Origin of the sequence: Mesorhizobium sp. SP-1A, assembly GCF_032460275.1 — a bacterium.
Taxonomy (GTDB): domain Bacteria; phylum Pseudomonadota; class Alphaproteobacteria; order Rhizobiales; family Rhizobiaceae; genus Mesorhizobium.
Window position 1 is genome coordinate 591,042 of sequence record NZ_JAVXZD010000004.1, and the last position, 20,805, is coordinate 611,846.

The 20,805-nt window shown below is 66.0% G+C and carries 17 protein-coding genes and 2 riboswitches; of the genes, 12 read left to right on the top strand and 5 right to left on the bottom strand.

From position 1 onward, the window contains the following. Positions 1-4: 4 nt before the first annotated feature. The 4 genes from thiS to metH form a co-directional block, all read right to left on the bottom strand. Positions 5-202, bottom strand: coding sequence for a sulfur carrier protein ThiS (thiS, locus tag QU595_RS21210; RefSeq protein WP_315925578.1), 198 nt, complete (start codon positions 200-202; stop codon positions 5-7). Further along, positions 186-1,172, bottom strand: a complete 987-nt coding sequence (thiO, locus tag QU595_RS21215; protein WP_315925580.1) for a glycine oxidase ThiO — start codon at positions 1,170-1,172, stop codon at positions 186-188. Before thiO ends, thiS begins: the two co-directional genes overlap by 17 nt. Further along, a complete protein-coding gene (gene thiC / locus QU595_RS21220) occupies positions 1,169-3,022 on the bottom strand; it encodes a phosphomethylpyrimidine synthase ThiC (RefSeq protein WP_315925582.1) in 1,854 nt (617 codons plus the stop codon). Before thiC ends, thiO begins: the two co-directional genes overlap by 4 nt. Positions 3,023-3,143: 121 nt before the next feature. Next, positions 3,144-3,261, bottom strand: a riboswitch (TPP riboswitch). 92 nt (positions 3,262-3,353) lie between these two features. Continuing rightward, positions 3,354-7,142, bottom strand: a complete 3,789-nt coding sequence (gene metH, locus QU595_RS21225; RefSeq protein ID WP_315925584.1) for a methionine synthase — start codon at positions 7,140-7,142, stop codon at positions 3,354-3,356. 130 nt (positions 7,143-7,272) lie between these two features. After that, positions 7,273-7,401, top strand: a riboswitch (cobalamin riboswitch). A gap of 30 nt (positions 7,402-7,431) precedes the next feature. Here metH and QU595_RS21230 point away from each other — a divergent pair. The 4 genes from QU595_RS21230 (at position 7,432) to QU595_RS21245 (ending at position 10,232) form a co-directional block, all read left to right on the top strand. Then, positions 7,432-7,641, top strand: coding sequence for a CbtB domain-containing protein (locus tag QU595_RS21230; protein WP_315925586.1), 210 nt, complete (start codon positions 7,432-7,434; stop codon positions 7,639-7,641). 13 nt (positions 7,642-7,654) lie between these two features. Continuing rightward, on the top strand, positions 7,655-8,401 hold the full coding sequence (locus QU595_RS21235; protein ID WP_315925588.1) for a CbtA family protein: 747 nt from the start codon (positions 7,655-7,657) through the stop codon (positions 8,399-8,401). A gap of 178 nt (positions 8,402-8,579) precedes the next feature. Further along, on the top strand, positions 8,580-9,053 hold the full coding sequence (locus QU595_RS21240) for a hypothetical protein (protein ID WP_315925590.1): 474 nt from the start codon (positions 8,580-8,582) through the stop codon (positions 9,051-9,053). 174 nt (positions 9,054-9,227) lie between these two features. Beyond that, positions 9,228-10,232, top strand: coding sequence for an Ldh family oxidoreductase (locus tag QU595_RS21245; RefSeq protein ID WP_315925592.1), 1,005 nt, complete (start codon positions 9,228-9,230; stop codon positions 10,230-10,232). A gap of 24 nt (positions 10,233-10,256) precedes the next feature. On the opposite strand, the gene QU595_RS21250 is transcribed toward QU595_RS21245, so the two are convergent. Then, on the bottom strand, positions 10,257-11,156 hold the full coding sequence (locus QU595_RS21250; RefSeq protein ID WP_315925594.1) for a LysR family transcriptional regulator: 900 nt from the start codon (positions 11,154-11,156) through the stop codon (positions 10,257-10,259). A gap of 104 nt (positions 11,157-11,260) precedes the next feature. Between QU595_RS21250 and QU595_RS21255 the strand changes: the two genes are divergently transcribed. The 8 genes from QU595_RS21255 to QU595_RS21290 all read left to right on the top strand — a co-directional run bounded on the left by QU595_RS21255 (position 11,261) and on the right by QU595_RS21290 (position 20,800). After that, entirely contained in the window at positions 11,261-12,712 is a 1,452-nt protein-coding gene (locus QU595_RS21255; protein ID WP_315925596.1) for an aldehyde dehydrogenase family protein, read from the top strand. A 2-nt stretch (positions 12,713-12,714) separates the two neighbouring features. Then, the gene (locus QU595_RS21260; RefSeq protein WP_315925598.1) at positions 12,715-13,743 is read left to right on the top strand and encodes a membrane dipeptidase; all 1,029 of its coding nucleotides are present in this window, start codon (positions 12,715-12,717) and stop codon (positions 13,741-13,743) included. Further along, entirely contained in the window at positions 13,743-16,184 is a 2,442-nt protein-coding gene (locus QU595_RS21265; RefSeq protein WP_315925600.1) for a DUF3726 domain-containing protein, read from the top strand. The genes QU595_RS21260 and QU595_RS21265 overlap by 1 nt, the downstream gene beginning before the upstream one ends. Positions 16,185-16,254: 70 nt before the next feature. After that, a complete protein-coding gene (locus QU595_RS21270; protein ID WP_315925602.1) occupies positions 16,255-17,445 on the top strand; it encodes an ABC transporter substrate-binding protein in 1,191 nt (396 codons plus the stop codon). A gap of 58 nt (positions 17,446-17,503) precedes the next feature. Then, positions 17,504-18,391 (top strand): branched-chain amino acid ABC transporter permease, encoded by an 888-nt coding sequence (locus tag QU595_RS21275; RefSeq protein WP_315925604.1) that lies wholly within the window; start codon positions 17,504-17,506, stop codon positions 18,389-18,391. Further along, a complete protein-coding gene (locus QU595_RS21280; RefSeq protein ID WP_315925606.1) occupies positions 18,388-19,101 on the top strand; it encodes an ABC transporter ATP-binding protein in 714 nt (237 codons plus the stop codon). The genes QU595_RS21275 and QU595_RS21280 overlap by 4 nt, the downstream gene beginning before the upstream one ends. Then, positions 19,098-19,844: an ABC transporter ATP-binding protein gene (locus tag QU595_RS21285; protein WP_315925608.1), complete on the top strand. Its 747-nt coding sequence runs from the start codon at positions 19,098-19,100 to the stop codon at positions 19,842-19,844. The genes QU595_RS21280 and QU595_RS21285 overlap by 4 nt, the downstream gene beginning before the upstream one ends. Further along, on the top strand, positions 19,841-20,800 hold the full coding sequence (locus tag QU595_RS21290; protein WP_315925610.1) for a branched-chain amino acid ABC transporter permease: 960 nt from the start codon (positions 19,841-19,843) through the stop codon (positions 20,798-20,800). Before QU595_RS21285 ends, QU595_RS21290 begins: the two co-directional genes overlap by 4 nt. Positions 20,801-20,805: the final 5 nt, after the last annotated feature.

Genomic DNA, 20,805 nt, shown 5'->3' on the forward strand with positions numbered 1-20,805 from the left:
CGGTTCAGCCTCCCTGCATGGGGGAAAGGATTTCGATGCGGTCGCCGTCGCTGAGGCGGCAGGCCACGCGCTGCTCGGCATGCACGAGCTCGCCGTTGCGGGCGGTGGCGAGCCAGCCGCCTTCATAGTCCAGCTCCGAAAGCAGCGCGGCCAGCGTGGAGGCGGCGACTTCCTGCGGCTTGCCGTTAACCGTCAGTTTCATGTGCAAGCTCCCTTGCTTCCGATCGTTCGAACGCCAGTTCCGCCGCCTGCCGCGCCATTGCGGGCGCCAGCAGGAAGCCGTGGCGATAAAGGCCGTTGACGGTGATGCTGCGCCCCGACTGCTCGACGCGCGGCAGATTGTCGGCATAAGCGGGCCTGACGCCGACGCCGGTCTCGAGGATTTCCGCCTCGCCGAAGGCGGGGTGCAGGCTATAGGCGGCGTTGAGAAGCTCCATCATGGAACGCGCGGTGATGGGCTGCGCCGAACCGCTTTCGATCATCGTCGCCCCGACCATGAAGCGGTTGCCGGAGCGCGGCACGACATAGAGCGGGATGCGCGGATGCAGCAGCCTGACCGGCCGCGACAGCGTCACCTCGCGGCTGCGCAGGATCAGCATCTCGCCGCGCACGCCGCGCAGGCGGGCATCGGCAGCGGCGCGCGCCATGCCGGTGCAATCGATAACGCGGTCGAAGCGGTTTTCTACCGGCGTCCCGGTATCGAAGATGACGCCGTTCGCCGAGAGCTCCCCGTGCAGCGCTTCCAGCGCGGCGCGTGGATCGAGATGCGCCTCGGCGGCGAAATGCAGGCCTTCGCGGAAGCGGCCGGCGAGATCCGGTTCGAGTTCCGCTATCCCGCCGGCATCGACGGCAACGAAGCCGCCGGTGCGGGACGCGAAGCGCGCAAGCTCGGAGCGGTCGCGTGCCGGGGCCACCACCAGCGTGCCCCTGCGCAGGACATGGCCGGGCAGGGCGCCCTCCCACCAGTCGGCGGCGCCGATGCCGAGATCCAGCACCGGCTGCTCGGCGCTTTCGCGCTCGCACCAGGGCGCCAGCATGCCGCCGGCATACCAGGACGCGGCCGCAGCCGCGTCGCGGCGCGGATCGGCCACGACGACTTGCGCGCCGCGCCGGACGAGCTCGTGCGCGGCGGTGAGGCCGGCGACGCCGGCCCCCTTGACCAGCACCTTCATGACGCGGCCTCCGGCTCCTTCGCCGGGGCCTTGTCCAGGGGCATGTAGAGATCGCCGCCATCGCGGAATTTCTCCGCCATGGCTTCCATGCCGGCCTTGCGCTCGCCCTCCTGGCGGGCGGCGTCGCGGATGTCGTGCGAGATGCGCATGGAGCAGAATTTCGGCCCGCACATGGAGCAGAAATGCGCCACCTTGTGGGCTTCCTTGGGCAGCGTCTCGTCGTGGAAGGCGCGCGCCGTGTCCGGGTCGAGCGAGAGGTTGAACTGGTCCTCCCAGCGGAACTCGAAGCGCGCCCGCGACAGCGCGTCGTCCCTGATCTTGGCGGCCGGATGCCCCTTGGCGAGATCGGCGGCATGGGCGGCGATCTTGTAGGTGATGACGCCGGTCTTGACGTCGTCGCGGTCGGGCAGGCCCAGATGCTCCTTGGGCGTGACGTAGCAGAGCATGGCCGTGCCGAACCAGCCGATCATGGCCGCGCCGATGCCCGAGGTGATGTGGTCGTAGCCCGGCGCGATATCGGTGGTGAGCGGCCCGAGCGTGTAGAAAGGCGCCTCGCCGCAGACCTCGAGCTGCTTGTCCATGTTCTCCTTGATCTTGTGCATCGGCACGTGGCCGGGGCCTTCGATCATCACCTGGCAATCCTTGGCCCAGGCGATCTGCGTCAGCTCGCCCAGCGTCTCCAGTTCGGCGAACTGGGCCGCGTCGTTGGCATCGGCGATGGAGCCGGGGCGCAGGCCGTCGCCCAGCGAGAACGACGCGTCATAGGCGCGCGCGATGTCGCAGATCTCGGCAAAATGCTCGTAGAGGAAGCTTTCGCGGTGATGATGCAGGCACCACTTGGCCATGATCGAGCCGCCGCGGCTGACGATGCCGGTGACACGATCGACGGTGAGCGGAATGTGGTGCAGCCGCACGCCGGCATGGATGGTGAAATAGTCCACGCCCTGCTCGGCCTGCTCGATCAGCGTGTCGCGGAACACCTCCCAGGTCAGGTCCTCGGCGATGCCGCCGACCTTCTCCAGCGCCTGATAGATGGGCACCGTGCCGATCGGCACCGGCGCGTTGCGGATGATCCAGTCGCGGATATTGTGGATGTTGCGGCCGGTGGACAGGTCCATGACCGTGTCGGCGCCCCAGCGGATCGCCCAGACCATCTTCTCCACCTCTTCGGCCATGGACGAGGTGACGGCGGAATTGCCGATATTGGCGTTGATTTTCACCAGGAAATTGCGGCCGATGATCATCGGCTCGCTCTCGGGATGGTTGATGTTGGACGGGATGATGGCTCGGCCGCGCGCGATCTCGTCGCGCACGAATTCCGGCGTCACGAAGTCCGGGATCACCGCGCCGAAAGACTGGCCGTCGCGTTGCGCCAGTTCGTGCAGCTTCTCGCGGCCGAGATTCTCGCGGATGGCGACGAATTCCATTTCGGGCGTGACGATGCCGGCGCGGGCATAGGCAAGCTGGGTGACGGCGCGGCCCTGCGCGGCGCGCAAGGGCCGGTGCCGCACCGGGAATTCCGGCGTCAGCCTGTCGCCCGACACGAAGCCGTTGTCCTCCGGTTTCACGATGCGGCCGTCATAGGCCTCGACGTCGCCGCGCGCGGCGATCCAGTCCTTACGGATGCGCGGCAGGCCCTTTTCGATGGCGATGGCAGCGGCGGGATCGGTGTAGGGACCGGACGAGTCGTAGACCGTCACCGGCGGCTCGCCGGCACTCGGATGGACGTCGATCTCGCGCATCGGCACGCTGATGCCGGGGTGCATCGTGCCCGGCTTGTAGACCTTGCGCGACGCCGGCAGGGAGCCGGTGGTGACGGTGAGGGTCGCGATATTCACGGGAGCATTCATTTGGGACCTCCTTTGCCCGATTGCATTGGAGACCCAGTTCGATGCCGAAAGGAGGATAAGAACGCTTAGCCGGGGAGGGCGCCTTACCCTTTTCCCCAATGGTCCTGTGACGGACCGCGGCCAGTGAGCCCTTGCACCTTCCCTACGCCAGTATGAACTGGATCAGGTTCAACGGGTCACTGCGCTGCACGAAGCCAGCAGTCTCTCAGCCCCTTGTCGGGACTCCCCTGGTGACGCCTCTAGATTGGGCGATAGCCGGCCGCCCTGTCAATGCCTTTGGCCGGCACTTCCGAAAGAGGCTTTCGGAAGTGCCGGTGAAGTGCGCCCGCGTCTACTCCGCCGCTTCGGAAAGCGGCGCGGGCGTGTAGTTGAGGACAGGCCCGAGCCAGCGTTCCACATCTGCCACCGCCATGCCCTTGCGCCGGGCATAGTCCTCGACCTGGTCGCGTTCGACCTTGGCGACGCCGAAATAATAGCTCTCGGGATGCGACAAATAGAGGCCGGACACAGACGAACCCGGCCACATGGCGTAGCTTTCGGTGAGCGCAACGCCGGCATTGTTCTGCGCATCGAGCAGGCCGAACAGCGTCGCCTTCTCGGTGTGGTCGGGCTGTGCCGGGTAGCCGGGAGCCGGACGGATTCCCTGATAGGCTTCGGCGATCAGGTCGTCGCCCGTCAGCGCCTCATCCGGCGCGTAGCCCCAGAATTCCTTGCGCACGCGCTCATGCATGCGCTCGGCGAAGGCCTCGGCGAAGCGGTCGGCCAGCGCCTTGACCAGAATGGACGAATAATCGTCATTGGCCCGTTCGAAGCGTTCGGCGATCGCCACCTCCTCGATGCCGGCCGTCACCACGAAGCCGCCGACATAATCGGGCTTGCCGCTTTCCACAGGCGCTACGAAATCCGACAAGGCGAGATTGGCCTTGCCGTCGCGCTTGGTAAGCTGCTGGCGCAGCGTGAAGAAGGTAGCAAGCTCCTGCGACCTGTTCTCGTCGGTGAAGAGCCGGATGTCGTCGCCCACCGCGTTGGCCGGCCAGAAGCCGATCACGGCCCTCGGGGCGAACCATTTTTCCGCGATGATCTTCTTCAGCATCGCCTGCGCATCCTCGAAAAGCTGGCGCGCGGCCGCTCCCTGCTTTTCATCCTCGAGGATCTTCGGATAGCGGCCTTTCAGCTCCCATGTCTGGAAGAAGGGCGTCCAGTCGATGTAGCGGGACAGTTCTTCCAGGTCCCACGTCTCGAACACGCGGGTGCCGAGGAAAGAAGGTTTTGGCGCGTCATAGGCCGCCCAGTCGATCCGATGCGCGTTCTGGCGCGCCTTCGCCAGCGGCAGGCGCTGCTTTTCCAATTCCGAACGCTCATGCGCTTCCGCGACCTTGCGGTACTCGCCGCGCAGAGCCTCGACATAGCCCGGTTTCATTTCAGGCGACAACAGGCTCGAAACCACACCGACGGCGCGGCTGGCGTCGGTCACATAGACCGTCTGCCCGCGTTCGTAACGCGGATGGATCTTCACTGCGGTATGGACGCGGCTGGTCGTCGCCCCGCCGATCAGCAGCGGAATGTCAAAACCCTCGCGTTCCATCTCAGCGGCGACATGCGCCATCTCGTCCAGCGACGGCGTGATGAGGCCCGACAGGCCGATGATATCGACATTCTCGGCCCGCGCCGTTTCGAGGATTTTCGCAGCCGGCACCATCACGCCGAGATCGATGATCTCGTAATTGTTGCAGGCCAGCACGACGCCGACGATGTTCTTGCCGATGTCGTGCACATCGCCCTTCACCGTGGCCATCAGGATCTTGCCCGCGCTTTCGCGCAGGCCTTGTCCGCCATTGGCCTCTTTTTCAGCCTCCATATAAGGCAGCAGCACGGCCACCGCCTGCTTCATCACGCGAGCCGACTTGACCACCTGCGGCAGGAACATTTTCCCCGATCCGAACAGGTCGCCGACCACGTTCATGCCGGCCATCAGCGGCCCTTCGATGACATGCAGCGGCCGTTCGGCCCGTTGGCGGGCTTCCTCGGTGTCTTCCTCGATGAACTCGGTGATGCCGTTGACCAGCGCGTGTTCCAGCCGCTTCTCGACCGGCCATTCGCGCCAGGCGAGGTCCTTTTCCCTGGCCTCCTTGCCGGCAACGCCCTTGAAGCGCTCGGCCAGTTCCAGCAGCCGCTCGGTCGGGGAACCGCTCGCCTTGGGCACTCGGTTGAGCACCACGTCCTCGCAGGCCTCGCGCAACTCGGGATCGATCGATTCATAGACGGCGAGCTGGCCGGCATTGACGATGCCCATGTCCATGCCCGCCTGGATGGCGTGGTAGAGGAACACGGCGTGCATGGCCTCGCGAACCGGCTCGTTGCCGCGGAAGGAGAAGGACAGGTTCGACACGCCGCCCGAAACATGGACATGCGGCAGCGTGGCCGTGATCTCGCGCGCGGCCTCGATGAAGTCGACACCGTAATTGTTGTGCTCCTCGATGCCCGTCGCCACGGCGAAGATATTCGGGTCGAAGATGATGTCCTCGGCGGCGAAACCCGCCTGCCCGGTCAGGAGCTTGTAGGCGCGGGTGCAGATCTCCACCTTGCGCGCCTGCGTGTCGGCCTGCCCGGCCTCGTCGAAAGCCATGACCACGACCGCCGCGCCATACATGCGGCACAGCCTTGCATGGTGCAGGAAGGCCTCCTCGCCCTCCTTCATGGAAATGGAATTGACGATCGGCTTGCCCTGCACGCATTTCAGGCCGGCTTCGATCACCTCCCATTTGGACGAGTCGATCATGACCGGCACGCGCGCTATGTCCGGCTCCGAGGCGATCAGGTTGAGATACTCCACCATTGCCTTTTTGGAGTCGATCAGGCCCTCTTCCATGTTGACGTCGATGACCTGCGCGCCATTGGCCACCTGGTCGCGCGCGACATCCAGCGCGGCGGCAAAATCCCCGGCGGTGATCAGCTTCCTGAATTTCGCCGAACCGGTGACATTGGTGCGCTCGCCGACATTGACGAAGGGAATTTCCGGCGTGAGCGTGAACGGCTCCAGGCCGGAGAGCTTCATCAACGGCTTGTGCTCGGGCACCTGACGCGGCGGGTGCTTGCTGACCGCCTCGGCGATTGCCGCGATGTGCTCGGGCGTCGAGCCGCAGCAACCGCCGACCACGTTCACCAGCCCCTCGCGGGCGAACTCCTCGACCTGCGCGGCCATGAATTCCGGGCTTTCGTCATATCGGCCGAAGGCGTTGGGCAGGCCGGCATTGGGATAGGCACAGGTGAAGGTGTCGGCGACGCTGGAAAGCTCGGCCAGATGCGGCCGCATCGCATTGGCGCCGAGCGCGCAGTTCAGCCCGAAGGTGAATGGGTCGGCATGACGCAGCGAGTGCCAGAACGCGGTCGGCGTCTGGCCAGAAAGGGTGCGGCCGGACAGGTCGGTGATCGTGCCGGAGATCATGATCGGCAGCCGCTCGCCGGTCTCGGCGAAAATCTCCTCGCAGGCGAAGACCGCCGCCTTGGCGTTCAACGTGTCGAAGATCGTCTCGATTAGGATGAGGTCGGCGCCGCCGTCGATCAGCCCGCGCAACTGCTCGGCATAGGCGATGCGCAGGTCGTCGAAGGTCACGGCGCGATAGCCGGGATTGTTGACGTCGGGCGAGATCGAGGCCGTGCGGTTCGTGGGGCCGAGCGCGCCGGCGACAAAGCGGCGCTTGCCGTCCTCCTGTTCGGCCCGGATCACGGCGCGGCGGGCAAGGCGCGCGCCGTCGCGATTCAGTTCATAGACCATGTCCTCCATGCCGTAGTCGGCCTGCGCGATGCGCGTGGAGGAGAAGGTGTTGGTCTCGACGATATCCGCGCCGGCAATGGCGTAGCGGTAGTGGATTTCCTCGATCGCCTTGGGTTGCGAAAGGATCAAAAGATCGTTGTTGCCCTGCTGGTGGCAGGCGCAACCGCCGAAGCGGTCGCTGCGGAAATGGTCCTCGCCGAAGCCGAGCCCCTGGATCTGCGTGCCCATTGCGCCGTCCAGCACCAGGATGCGCTCGCGCGCGGCGGCCGTCAGCGCGGCGCGAACCTCGTCCCCGCGGGACGTCTTGGCTGTCGGCCCGAACAGGCCCTTCAACGCAGAATTCATTTGCGACAATTCCAGTTCTCGTGACGACACAGCATCGGAAATCACATAAAGATATCTTTATGTCAATATACCAAAATGGCACCAGTAAGCGGAAAGCCGGCGAATTGAGCTTCGCGCGCTTGATTGACAGGCAAGGCGAGTCTGCTACTGTCGCTGGAGATACGGGCGAAGCTGGTGAGATTCCGGCACGGTCGCGCCACTGTAATCGGCAGTCGGAAAGGCTGCCGTAAGTCAGACCGCAGCGTATCTCGCAGTCAATCAACGGGACGCGGTATCCCAGGAGACAATGATGTCCAATGCCACACTAGCACCGGGCGTACGCCCTATGCCGATCCCCCTGGGCGAGTTGTTGCCCTGGGCCATCTTTGCCGGCCTGCTCATGCTTCTGGCGATCTATTTCGTCGGGGCGGAGGAGGGCGCCACGTCCCTGATTTCCGGCATGAACGTGCACGAATTCGTGCATGACGGCCGCCATCTGCTCGGTTTCCCCTGTCACTAAGGAGACAGGGTACATGGTTGGCAGATTGTTGCTGCGCGGCATGCTTGTCGGGCTGCTCGCGGGGCTATTGGCGTTTGCCTTTGCCCGGGTCTATGGGGAGCCGCCGGTCGATAAGGCGATCGCCTTCGAAGAGCAGATGGCGCAGGCCGCCGGCGAGGCGCCGGAGCCTGAAATCGTCAGCAGGGCCACTCAGGCCGGTGCCGGCCTTGCCGTAGGGCTGCTGGTCTACGGCGCGGCACTCGGCGGTCTTTTCTCGCTCGTTTTCGCCTATGCCCATGGCCGGCTCGGTTCGCTCGGTCCCCGCGGCACCTCGGCGGTGCTGGCCGTCCTCGGGTTTGTGGCGATCATCGTGGCGCCGGGGATAAAATACCCCGCCAGTCCACCGGCGGTCGGCAGCGCGGAGACGATCGGTTATCGCACCGAGCTGTTCTTCATCATGATCGTGATATCGGTCGCGGCCATGGTGCTGGCGGTCGCGCTGGCACGGCGCCTGTGGGCGCAGCATGGCGGCTGGAACGCCTCCATCATCGCAGGAATCGTCTTCCTGGCCATCTTCGCCGTGGTCAACCATGCGATGCCGGACATCAACGAAGTGCCGGAAAACTTCTCGGCCGCGGTGCTGTGGCAGTTCCGCGTGGCAGCCCTGGGCATCCAGCTGATCGTCTGGACGGTTATCGGGCTGGCATTCGGCGCGGCCGTCGAACCTGAACTGGTCAGCCGCAGCCGGGGCAGGTCCGCCGGGCGGCTCGCCACGTTCTGAGACGGTGCAGCCGGTCCCGAAGACCAGGGCCGCCAGCGCGACCGTCACTTTTGTGAAGCTCGCGCTGATCGTTTCTGCCTTGGCGTTTGCTTCTGCGGATGCCCGCGCCCACTCGCGTTCGGGCCCGCCCGAGCCCGGCATTCCCATCCCAAGCCTGACGCATGGGCAGATGGCCGTCATGGCCCGCTACAGGCGCGAAACGGTTGATCTGGCGAGCCGGCAGACGAAGACCGATCCGACGTTCCGCCGGCTGCTGAACTACGGCAACATCCAGTATACATACTGCCTGTGGGGTCTGGTGCCCGGCAGCATCCGGGACGAGGAAAGTCCCTTCAACGAGTGCAGCCACGCTTATCTGGCCGCGACCAAGGCAGTTCTCGCCTATATGCAGGGCATGCCCTCTGCGCGAGACGCCGCCAACGATCTCGTTTCCCGGATCGACGCCGACATGGTGCGCACCGGCGCCTCGTGGGTCCTGTGCCAGTATAGCGGCGAGCCGTTCAGCACCGGCGGGATCGTCGTGCCGCGCTGGCGCGAAGTACCATTTCATGCCCCCAGCCTGGTGGCCTTCCTGACTGCGCTCTGCGTGCCGATAGGGGGGCTGGTGACGGTTTTCCGAAGGCGCGCGGCGCCATCCGGCCCGAGCGGCTGAATGCATCCCGCTTTGGCTCTCTTGCCATGAGACGCCATCCTCGTGGTTATGCGCGATGATCGGGTAGCGAGAATTTCCGTGAGATTGTATTGACCGTCGTCGCCCGCCGCTTCGGGCCCGTCAGCCGCTTTGCCGAAAGCTCGAAGCTGGAGGCCAGGGATCAAGGACAATGCCGTGACTGAACGAACAATGACGCTCGCCGCGGTCGAGCAGATATCCATCCGTGCCTTGGTGGCGGCGGGAACCCGCGAAGAGAATGCCGCGGCGGTCGCGCGCTCGACCATGCTAGCGGAGCGCGACGGCATTCGCAGCCATGGCCTGCTTTATGTCCCGATCTATGCCGAGCATGTCCGTTGCGGCAAGGTGGACGGCATGGCGCATCCCGTCGTGTCGCAACCGCGTGCCGGCGCCGTCGTCGTCGATGCCGCCACCGGTTTCGCCCATCCGGCGATCGACGCCGGCTGGGACCGGTTTGTGACGGCGGCCCGCGAGAACGGCGTCGCTGCAATGACGGTGTTCAACTCCTACAATTGCGGCGTGCTCGGCCATCACGCCGAACGCATCGCCGAGGCCGGGCTGCTCGGCTTGTGCACCACGCATGCGCCGGCCTCCATCGCGCCTCCCGGCGGCCGTCGGCCCGTCATCGGCACCAATCCCTTTGCGCTCGGCGTTCCGGGCGCTGACGGGAGCGCTGTGCTGGTGCTCGACCAATCGGCCAGCGTCGTGGCGAAATCGGAGATCCTGCTGCGTTCGCGTGGAGGCCTGCCGATCGAGCCGGGCTGGGCGATCGATGCCGACGGCGCGCCCACGCTCGATGCGGCCGCTGCGCTGAAAGGCTCCATGCTGCCGGCCGGCGGACACAAGGGCTTCGGCGTCGGCCTGCTGGTGGAAATCCTCGCCTCCTGCCTTTCGGGAGCGGCCTTGAGCAAGGACGCCAGTCCGTTTTCTGGAACGGCCGGCGGGCCTCCGAGGACCGGCCAGTGCTTCATCGCCTTCGATCCGTCGGCTTTCTCAGGGGTGTTTCCGCAGCAGGTCGCAAGCCTGGTCGATGCCATCGCCGCACAGGAGGGCACCCGGCTGCCCGGCGCTCGGCGGCAGGCCGCGCGCCTTCGCACGGAAAGAGAGGGCGTGCGCGTCGATCCGGCTCTGATGGAGCGGATCGAGGCGCTTTGCGCCTGAGGTGCACCGCGCCGGGGGCCTAGATCAGATCTGTAGGCCCAGCTCGGCGCCGGCCGCGTCGACGACGCTTTTCAGTTCGCGCGCAAACGCTTCCCCTGCCGGGGAAGCCACCTCCGACGCACGCGACAAGAGCCCGACGGTCCGCCGCGCCATCGGATCGTCCAGCGCCACGAAGCGCAGGTCGTGTTCGGATGACGGCAGCGAAAGGCGGGGCAGGACGGTGATGCCCACCTCCGCCCGGACCAACGCCAGAAGCGACAGGACGTTGTAGACCTTGATGGGCGCCCTGCTGACCAGGTCGGAAAACTGCGTGGAATCGATCAGCCCGGTAATACCGTTGCCGAGCAGCGTGCGTCCGCGCACAACATCCCAGGAGACCGGGCCGTCATGCCGGGCGAGCGGGTCGTCGGCCCTGCAGACTATGCCCAGCGCATCGTTGAACAGCGGCTTGAAATCGAGATCGGGCTGGTCGCGCCGGACGCTGGCGACGCCAAGGCCGACCTTGCCGGCCAGCACCGACTCCACGACGCTGGGCGAATCCGCGTCGTGCACGCTGATCTCGACCTGGGGATATTTTGCCCGGAAATGAAGCAGAACGCGCGGCAGAATGGACACCGCCACCGAGGGCACGCAGGCGAGATCGACGCGGCCGGTCTGGTTGCGCGCGAAAGCCTCGATGGAGGATATGGCGCGCTCATATTGTGAGAGGACGTCATTGGCGCGATCGCGGACGAACTGTCCGGTCGGGGTGAGACGGTTCTTGCGCTCCGACTGAAAGAGCTGGACCCCGAGTTCCTCCTCGAAAGTCTTGAGCGCCATCGAAACCGTGGAGGGCGTGCGTCCCAGCCTTTCCGCCGCTTCGGTGATGCTGCCGAGATCGGCGACGGCCTTGAAGACCCGCAAGGCAGATAGCGAATAGCGCATGGACTTTCCGTTTCAATTAAATCGAAATTCCATACGTGTAATTCAAATTGACTGAAATCGCCAGTCGCGCTTTGCTGGCGCCAAGTGCATATGGGAGCATCGCGTTGACGGTTCATTCCAACTTCATCGGCGGCAAATGGGTCGAGGCCGGCGCATCGATAGCAAATGTGAACCCCTCCGATCTGTCGGACGAGGTCGGGCGCTACGCACAGGCAGGCGTGGAAGACGTCGGCCGCGCCATCGAAGCGGCCAGGAAAGGCGCGTCGAGATGGGCCCGCACGCCCATCGAGCAACGCTACAAGGCGCTGTCGGCGATCGGCCGCGAACTGATGGACCGTTCCGCGGAATTGGGCGAGCTTCTGTCGCGCGAAGAGGGCAAGCCGCGCGCGGAAGGCGTCGGAGAGGTTTATCGTGCCGGCCAGTTCTTCGAGTTTTATGCCGCCGAATGCCATCGCCAGTATGGCGAGAACGCCGAAAGCGTGCGCCCCGGCGTTGACGTCGATGTGCGGCGAGAGCCGCTAGGCGTGGTCGTCGTCGTATCGCCGTGGAATTTTCCCACCGCAACGGCGAGCTGGAAGATCGCGCCCGCGCTTGCCTATGGCAACGCGGTGATCTGGAAGCCGTCCAATCTCACGCCGGCATCGGCCTGGGCGCTGACGGAAATCATCAGCCGCCAAGGCCTGCCCGACGGCGTGTTCAACCTCCTTATGGGGCCGGGCAGTGCTGTCGGCGACGCGCTGGTTTCCAGCCCGGACGTGGACGCCGTGACGCTGACCGGTTCCTACGAGACCGGCCGCAAGGTCGCCGTCGCCTGCGCCCAGAACCTGACCAAGGTGCAGCTCGAGATGGGATCGAAGAACGCGCTGGTGATTGCGGACGACGCCGATCTCGACATGGCGGTCGCGCATGCGGTCAACGGCGCCTTTTTCGGCTCCGGGCAGAAATGCACCGCATCGTCGCGGCTGATCGTGGATCGCCGCGTGCATGATGCTTTCGTGGCCAGGCTGGTGGAGGCGACAGGCAGGCTGAAGGTCGGCCACGCGCTGGACGAGGGCACGCAGATCGGCCCGGTCGTCGATGCCAACCAGCTTGCCGCGGCGGAGCGCTATATCGGCATCGGCAAGCAGGAGGGCGCCGAGCTTGCCTGCGGCGGCGAGCGCCTGGAGCGGCGCACCGAAGGCTACTATTTCAATCCCGCAGTGTTCGTCGGGACCCGAAACGACATGCGCATCAACCGCGAGGAAATGTTCGTTCCCATCACCTGCGTCATCAAGGCGGACAGTTTCGACCATGCCGTCGAACTGGTGAACGACACCGAATACGGACTGACCGCGGGCATCCTCACCAAGTCGCTGGCGCGGGCCAACGCGTTCCGACGGGAGGCCCGGACCGGCTGCGTCATGGTCAACCTGCCGACGGCCGGCACCGACTACCACGTGCCGTTCGGCGGCCGGAAGCACTCTTCCTACGGTCCGCGCGAGCAGGGCCGGGCCGCGGCGGAATTCTACACCGCCGTCAAGACCAGCTACATCCACGCAGGCGACCCGGAGCAATAGCCATGAACGGGAGGAGCCGCGCCGCCGTCATCGACTGCCTGCAATATTGCAACTACTCGGAAGAGATTTTCCGCGACCTGCGCGCCGGCGGCGTTGATGCGATCCACACAACCATCAGCTATCACGAGGACTTCCGCGAGACGGTCGACAATATCGGCCGATGGAACCGCTGGTTCGAGACTTATCCGGACCTGATCTTCGCCGGGCGCACCGCCGCCGACGTGCGCCGCGCGCAGGCGGAGGGCCGCACGGCCGTTTTCTTCGGGCTGCAGAATTGCTCGCCGATCGAGGACGACATCGGCCTCGTAGAGGTGCTGCACACGCTCGGCGTGCGCTTCATGCAGCTTTCCTACAACAACCAGAGCCTGCTCGCGACGGGATGCTACGAGGCGAATGACCCCGGCATCACGCGCATGGGGCGCGAGGTCATCGCCGAGATGAATCGCGTCGGCATGGTCATCGACATGTCGCATTCGGCGACCCGCTCGACGCTGGAGGCCATCGAACTGTCGCGCCGGCCGATCGCCGTGACCCATGCCAACCTGCATGAGTGGCATCCGGTGCCGCGCAACAAGCCCGTCGAGGTGCTGAAGGCGCTGGCCGAAACCGGCGGCATGCTGGGCTTCAGCCTCTACCCGCATCATCTCAAGGATGGCAGCGACTGCAGGCTGGATTCGTTCTGCGCCATGGTTGCGCGCGCGGCCGAGATCATGGGCGTCGCCAATATCGGCATAGGCTCGGACCTGTGCCAGAACCAGCCCGACGACGTCGTGCAATGGATGCGCCGGGGCAAATGGACGAAGGAGCCGCAGACCGAGCGCGCCGCGTTCCCGCGGCAGCCGGAATGGTTCCGCTCCAATCGTGATTTCGGCAAGGTCGCGGCCGGGCTGGCCGGGGTCGGGTTTGCGCAGGCCGATATCGACGCCGTCATGGGCGAGAACTGGCTGCGCTTCTTCGAACACTCGTTCACGCCGGGCGAGGAGAGCGGCGCTCCGTCTGCCATCCCGCTCGCCGCGCAGGGCAGGGGCTGATGGAACAGGCGCGCCGCCCGTTGCCGCATCGGGAGGCCCCTCCGGCAGCCGTGCCGCTGCGCGCGCCGGATACTGTCATGCGGCTCGCCCGTCTCGGCAGCTTCCACCAGACGAGACTGAGCTTCATGCGGGTGCTGCTGCGGCGGCTGGCGCACGAGGGATGGACCTTCGCCCGCACGGTCTGGAACGTGGACGCCAAAGGCGTGGGCCATGCCGTCTATGAGGCGCGTGGCAACGGCCGCGTCTATTCGCTGGTGGCCTTCGCCAACGATCTCGATCCGGCAAAGCGCACCGACCGGGTCATCGCGGAGGAATGGGATGCGACCTTCGCGCTGCATGACGGCGTGGTGACGCGAGCCGATATCGAGCGCCTGTCGCGCAACGTGCCCAGGCAGGAGGCCGGACGCTGCAGCGCAGCCGAGCTCGTGCTGGCGCGCGCCAACAAGAGCGTGCGCCTTTTCGATCTGGTCGCAGGAACGCTGGCCGCCGGCAGCCAGCCGGAAGCCGCCGAACTCGACGCCGTCGGCTATCTGATGCGCACCACGGCGGTCTATGGCAGCGGCAAGTTCGGGTTGGCCGATCATGAAGCGATCCGCGACAGGCCGGAGTTCTCCGGCCCGTTCGCTGCCGAGATGCTGACGGTCTGGCTGATCCGCGCCTATACGGTGGATCTGGTCGAGCATGCGGCCCGCATCCTTGCCCCGGAAACGGCGGTGCGTCTGGACGGGGATTTGCGGCGCCGGCTCGGCGTCGGCAACTCCACCGGCCTCGGCATGGCGCCGTTCCTGGTCACGCATGCCCCGCTGGTGGATCGCTGGATCGCCGGCCGCGAAACGGCGCTGGCCCGTGTTCGCGCGGTGCGGCAGGCATCGGCTGCGGAAATCGCCACCTTCCGCGACATGCTGGCGCGCGGGCGGCGGCAAATGGAAGCCTGGACCGTCGAAGACGCCGTGCAGATGGCCCGCATCGAGGGCTTGCGGCGCGACCTCGATACGCTTTCCTCGCATATCGCAGCGCTCGATCTTTCGGCCGATTTTGCCTGGGATGAACTCTACCGCCTGGCCGAGGAGCGGCTCGGCCTGGAGGCCCAGGAATTTCTCGTCACCTTGCTGATCGAGCCATACGGCCATCTCGTGGACGACCTTGCCGATACCATGGCCTGCGACGAAGCGCGGACATTCCGGATCGACGGGTCTGCCACGCTCGCATCCCTCTCCGAGACGATCGATGCGTCCTATGGCTTCGCGCTTGCGACGGATTTCGACAGTGCCGACGCCACCGCGCGGTTCTGGTATGTTTCGGAAGAAAAGCTCGAACCCCGTCTCGGCGAGCGAGCCTCCGATGAAGGTGCCGCCCTCGAACAGCCTCTGGGCGTGGCGCGCGACGTCAAGGCGCTGCATCAGGCTTTGCGAGCCTATCCGGCTGAAACGCGGCTTGCCTCCTTCCTGCTCGAGCGGCCCGAATTCCGCCACGTCGCGCGGCGCGCGCAGATTGCCGCAGAGTATCCTTATGCCGAGATCAGGGACAATCTGATCGACGCCGCGATGCGGCCGATCGATCTGCTGCGCTGCAAATTGTCGTTCTTCGGGGCGTCGGGCTTCGATCCGCGATCGGACCGGTGGGTGCGCATCGCACTGTTTCGCCATGCGCCGTTTCCCGACGAATTCGGCGCTATGGACCCCGACGACTGGGCGATCCCTCCGATTGCGCCGCCGGCGCGGCCGGCCGACCGCCGCGCGCCGGCCGAAACCGTTCCGCCGGCCCATGGCCTCGCGGCCGGCAATGAGGACTTCTGCTCGCTCAACGAGATCGATGCGCTGGTGCGCAAGGCGGCTCGCGGCGCCGGGCTCTCCTGGGGGCTGGCCGAGGAGGCCGGCAAATGCGCGCGAGCACTGGCAGGCGAGGGCGAGGCCTGTCTGCCGCTTATCGCCGACGTTCTGGAGCTGCAGCTTGGCGGCGACCTGTCACGCCGTATCGCGGCGGAGAGGGACGCGTGGAGCGCTGCGGACGATTTGCCGATCAATCCGCTGGTTCTCGGCCCTTCGCTCGCCGACCATGCCTTCCTGCTGGCGCGGGGAAGCATCGATATCGCAGGCCCTGTTGCCGCGCCGGCCCTGCTGTTGCCCTTCCTGAGCGCCGCGGCGTCGCATCTCGGAGCGGGGGTCAAGGTGGAGACCGACCGCGGCGAATGCGCGATTTCGGTTGCCGCCGACATCGGGACCGTGCCTCCCGCACTCGCGGGCCTTGTGCAGCGGCTTCGATTGTCGCAGGCGCCAGCCGGTACGGATCATGCAGCCTGTCGCCCGGCGCCGGTGCGTCCCGTCTACCTGCCGCCGGAGCTGAAGACACGGTTCGAGGCCCTGGCGGCGCGCACCTACGTTCCCTCTTCCGAACTCTCGCGCATGACGGGAGCCGGAGCGGGACTGAACGACAACGACTGATATCGGACCTTCCAGGTCGCGGCCTGCGCCTGGAGGACCAAGGGAAGCATCCATGGGAGGATCAACCGAAATGAACGAAATCTTAAAACCTGTCTCACGCCGCACCGTGCTCGCAGCTCTTGCGGGAACGGCTGCCCTGACCCTCATGCCGACAGTCGGCTTCGCCGACGACGATATCGTGCTCGGCCTCGTGTCGCCGCTTTCCGAGCCGGGCGATGCGCGCTCGGGCGAGGCGATCAAGAAGACCGCCGACCTGTGGGTGAAGACGGTCAACGACGCGGGCGGCATCGACGGGCGCAAGGTGAAGCTTGCCGTCTACGACGACCAGGGCAAGGTCGAGGTCGGCGTGTCGGCGATGGAACGCGCGATTACCGAAGCCAACGCGTCGGCCATTCTCGGCGTGTGGTCCTCGTCCGTGACGATCGGGCAGATGGAAGTGGCGAAGGGCTACAACGTCCCGCTGCTCGCCTTCTATTCCTGGTCGGACGAGGTGACTTCCAAGAACTACCCGCAGGTCTTCCGCATCGGCCCCTACAACAGCCAGATCGCTGCCCAGATGGTGCCGTTCGTGAAGGAGCGCGGATACAAGAAGGTGGTGGTGTTGGCAGAGGACACCGCCTACGGCCTTGGCTTCGCCAAGGCTTTCCAGGAAGCGGCGAAGGCGCTGCCGGAGCTTTCGCTGGACGTGGTGCAGTTCCAGGCGCAGACGCAGGACCTTACCGCCCATATGACGAAGATCGCCGCCTCGCAGCCCGACGCGGTCATCGTCCAGACGGTTTTCGCGGCGACCAACCTGTCGATCAAGCAAGGCCGTGAAGTGGGCCTCAAGGCCGACATCATCACCGGCTGGGACTGGCCGCTGCTGCCGGACTTCTGGCCGACCGTCGGTGAGGCCGGCGTCGGCGTGATCTACCCCACCTTCTCGGACCCTTCGATGACGGTCACGCCGACCGGCAAGGCGTTCATCGAAGCCTACAAGGCGGCCTATGGGTCGGAGCCGGCCATCTTCCAGTACTATCTCTGGGACGACTTCAACGCCGTGAAGACCGCGATCGAGACGACCAAGTCCTCGGAACCCGCCAAGCTGGTGGAAGCCCTGCCCGACGTGAAGTTCGAGGGCACGATCGGGCCGGTCTTCTTCCGCAACGAGGCGGGCACCGTGAACTTCCACCAATGGGACAAGTTCGCCATGTTCTTCAAGAAGCTGAACAAGGTCGGCGACGGCGAGGCGCAGGCCGAACTGGTCCATGTCGTCAAGTGATTGACCGCACAGGGCGGCCGCGGGCTTGACCGGCGGCCGCCCGTCGAAGGAAACGGGAATGGATCAGCTTTTCGTCCAGTCGCTGATACTCGGTCTGCTGCAGGGCGGGCTTTACGCGCTGCTCGCGGTCGGGCTGTCGCTGGTTTTCGGCATCCTGCGCGTGGTGAACTTCGCCCATGGCGAGTTCGCCATGCTCGGCAGCTTCGCCGCCGTTTTCGCGGTGACGAGCCTCGGCATGCCGGTGTGGATCGGCCTGGTTGCGGCCGCCGCGGCCGGCGCCCTGATCGCCGTCGCCACCAATATCGTCGTGCTGAGGCCGATCTATCTTTCGCGCATGCGCCAGAAGGGCGAATACACCATCATCGCCACCTTCATGCTCAGCCAGTTCCTGATCGCGTCCGCCACGCTGCTGTTCGGCACGACCTATCGCAAGCTTCCCGGCCTGTGGGACAGCAATTTGAACTTCTTCGACTACATCCACCTTTCGGGCAACCGGCTCGTCGCCTTCGCGGCGGCGATCGTGCTGATCGGCGCGCTGTTCTGGATCGTCTACCGCACCGACATCGGCCGGGCCTGGCGGGCGCTGACGCAAAGCCCGCTCGGCGCATCCGTCGTCGGCATCGACGTCCATCGCTACGCCAACTATGCGTTCCTGGTCTCCGGCGCGCTGGCCGGCCTGGCGGCCGCACTGCTCGCGCCGCTGATGTTCGTGTTCCCGTCCTCGGGCGTGGTCGCGCTGGTCAAGGCGTTCATCGTCGTCATCATCGGCGGCATGGGCTCGATCGGCGGCGCGCTCGCCGCGGGGCTTCTGCTCGGCGTCGTCGAAGTGCTGGGCACGATCTACGTCGCCAGCGGCTACACCGATGCATACGGCTTCGCGCTGATGATCGCGGTGCTGCTGCTGCGCCCGGCCGGCCTGTTCGGCAGGATGGGGCGCGCGATATGAGCCGGATCGTCCTCGAAGCCGCCGGCCTGAGGAAGGCCTTCGGCGGCAATCATGTCATCGACGGCGTCGATTTCCGCCTCGCCGCCGCCGAACTGGTGGCGCTGGTGGGGCCGAACGGCGCGGGAAAGACCTCTTTCCTCAACCTTGTTTCGGGCCAGTTCCGGCCCAATGCCGGCACGATCACGCTCGGCGGCGTCGACGTCACCGGGCTGGAGCCCAAGTCGCACAAGCGGCGGCCGCTGTTTCGCAGCTACCAGAACGGCGGGACGTTCGGCAAGCTGACCGCCGCGCAGAACGTCGCCATGGCCGGTCTGGTGCGCGACATGGACCGCAGGTCCGCCGAGGCTCGCGCCGTCGAGGCGCTCAAGCGCGTCGGGCTCGGACCGGTTGCCGACTGGCCGGCCGAGCGCCTGTCGGGCGGCCAGCGCAAGCTGATCGATTTCGCAAGATTGCTGCTCGCAAGCCCGGCGGTGGCGCTGCTCGACGAGCCGACCGCGGGCGTCAATCCGGCGATCATGGAGGTCATGCGCTCGATCATCGCCGAAATGCGCGATGCCGGCACGGGCTTCATCGTCATCAGCCACGACCTTCCGTGGGTCTTCGGTCTCTGCCAGCGCGTCGTCGTCCTGGCGGCGGGCAAGGTGCTCACCATGGGAAGCCCGGACGAGGTTTCCGCCGACCCGAGGGTGCGGGAGGCCTATCTGGCATGAGCGTGGGCATCGAAATCAGCGACCTGCGCGTGGCTTATGAGAGCGACGTCGAGATCCTGCGTGGCATCAACCTGACGGGTGCCGCCAATTCAATGACCGCGATCATCGGCCCGAACGGCGCGGGCAAATCGACCCTGCTGAAAGGCGTCGCTGGCGTGGCGCCGGTGACGCGGGGCCAGGTGCGCCTCGGCGGCGAGCGGGTCGAGGGCCTGCCGACCGTGAAGCTGGTGGAGGCGGGGATCTCCTTCGTGCCGCAGGAATCATCCGTTTTCGGGCAGATGACGGTTGCCGAGAACCTGCGTCTCGGCGGCTGGCACCGGAGGAGCGAACGCGACTGGCTGGACCGGCGGCTCAGGGAATGCGGCGAACTGTTCGAGTCGATCCGTCCGCATCTGGAACGCAAGGCCGGCGACCTTTCCGGCGGCCAGCAGAAGCTGGTCGAGATCGCGCGGGGGCTCGTCGGCGAACCTCGCCTGCTGCTGCTCGACGAGCCGACGGCCGGCCTGAGCCCCGTCATGGTGCGCGAGGTGTATCGCGAACTGGCGCGGCTGAAGCAGCGCCGGTCCGTCACCGTGCTGCTGGTTGAACAGAATGTGCGCGAGGCGCTCGAGGTCGCCGACCACGTCTATGTTCTGGCAATGGGCCACAACGACACGGACGGTCCGGCGGCCGACATCGCCGGCCGCCTGGAAACCATTGTCCGCAACTGGATGAACCGCGAAGGTTCGGGAGTGGTGGCGTGACCAAATCCATGCACTACGGCGTGGCCGTGCTGTTCGCCCTGTCCGGTTTCGCGCTCGCGGCCGTCGGCCTGAAGCCGATCTTCGCCGACCTGCTGATCCTGTCCGCCTATTATCTGCTGCTGGCGGGATCGTGGAACCTGCTGGCCGGCTTTGCCGGGCAATATTCCTTCGCCCATATCGGCCTTGCCGCCGCCGGCGCCTACGCCACCGCGGCGATGGTAAACTGGGCAGGCCTCCCGGGTTGGACCGCCTTTCTCGCTGTCCCGGTCTTCACGGCTATCGTCGGCGGGGTGCTCGGCCTTGTCGCCTTGCGGGTCCGCGGCGTGCAACTGCCGCTCATCACCTTCGCTTTCGCCGGCGCTTTCGCGGTGTTCCTGGCGGCGGCCGCCGACATCACCGGCGGCTCCATGGGAATGCAGCTGCCGAAGCTGTTCGCCGGTTTCGACCGCTCGCCCTATCTGGTCCTGGCGGGCCTGCTGACCGGGCTGTTCTTCCTCGTCCAGAACCTCGTGCTGGACGGCCGTCTCGGCCTGCTGATGCAATCGGTGCGCGACGACGAGGAAGTGGCGCGCGGCATCGGCGTCGATATCTTCCGCGTGAAGATCACCGCCTTCGTCATCACCGCCGCGCTGGCCGGTTTGGCGGGCGCGTTCTACGCCAATTATGTCGGCGTTCTGGCGCCGACCATGCTTTCCATGAGCGAGATGGGCATGGTGGTGGCGATGGCGGTCATCGGCGGCCTCGGGCATCGCTACGGCGCGCTGGCCGGCGTTCTGGTCATCAGGACATTGGAGCATTTCGTGCGTGGCTTCGGCGCGGAATATACGCTGGTCATCATCACCGGCGTCGCGCTGGTGGTCGTGCTCTTCTTCCGGGAAGGCATCATCGCGGCGTTCGGCAAGCGCCTCGACCGCGCGGCCCAGCAGAAACGCTGGGCTGGTTCGGGCGCGCATTGATCCGG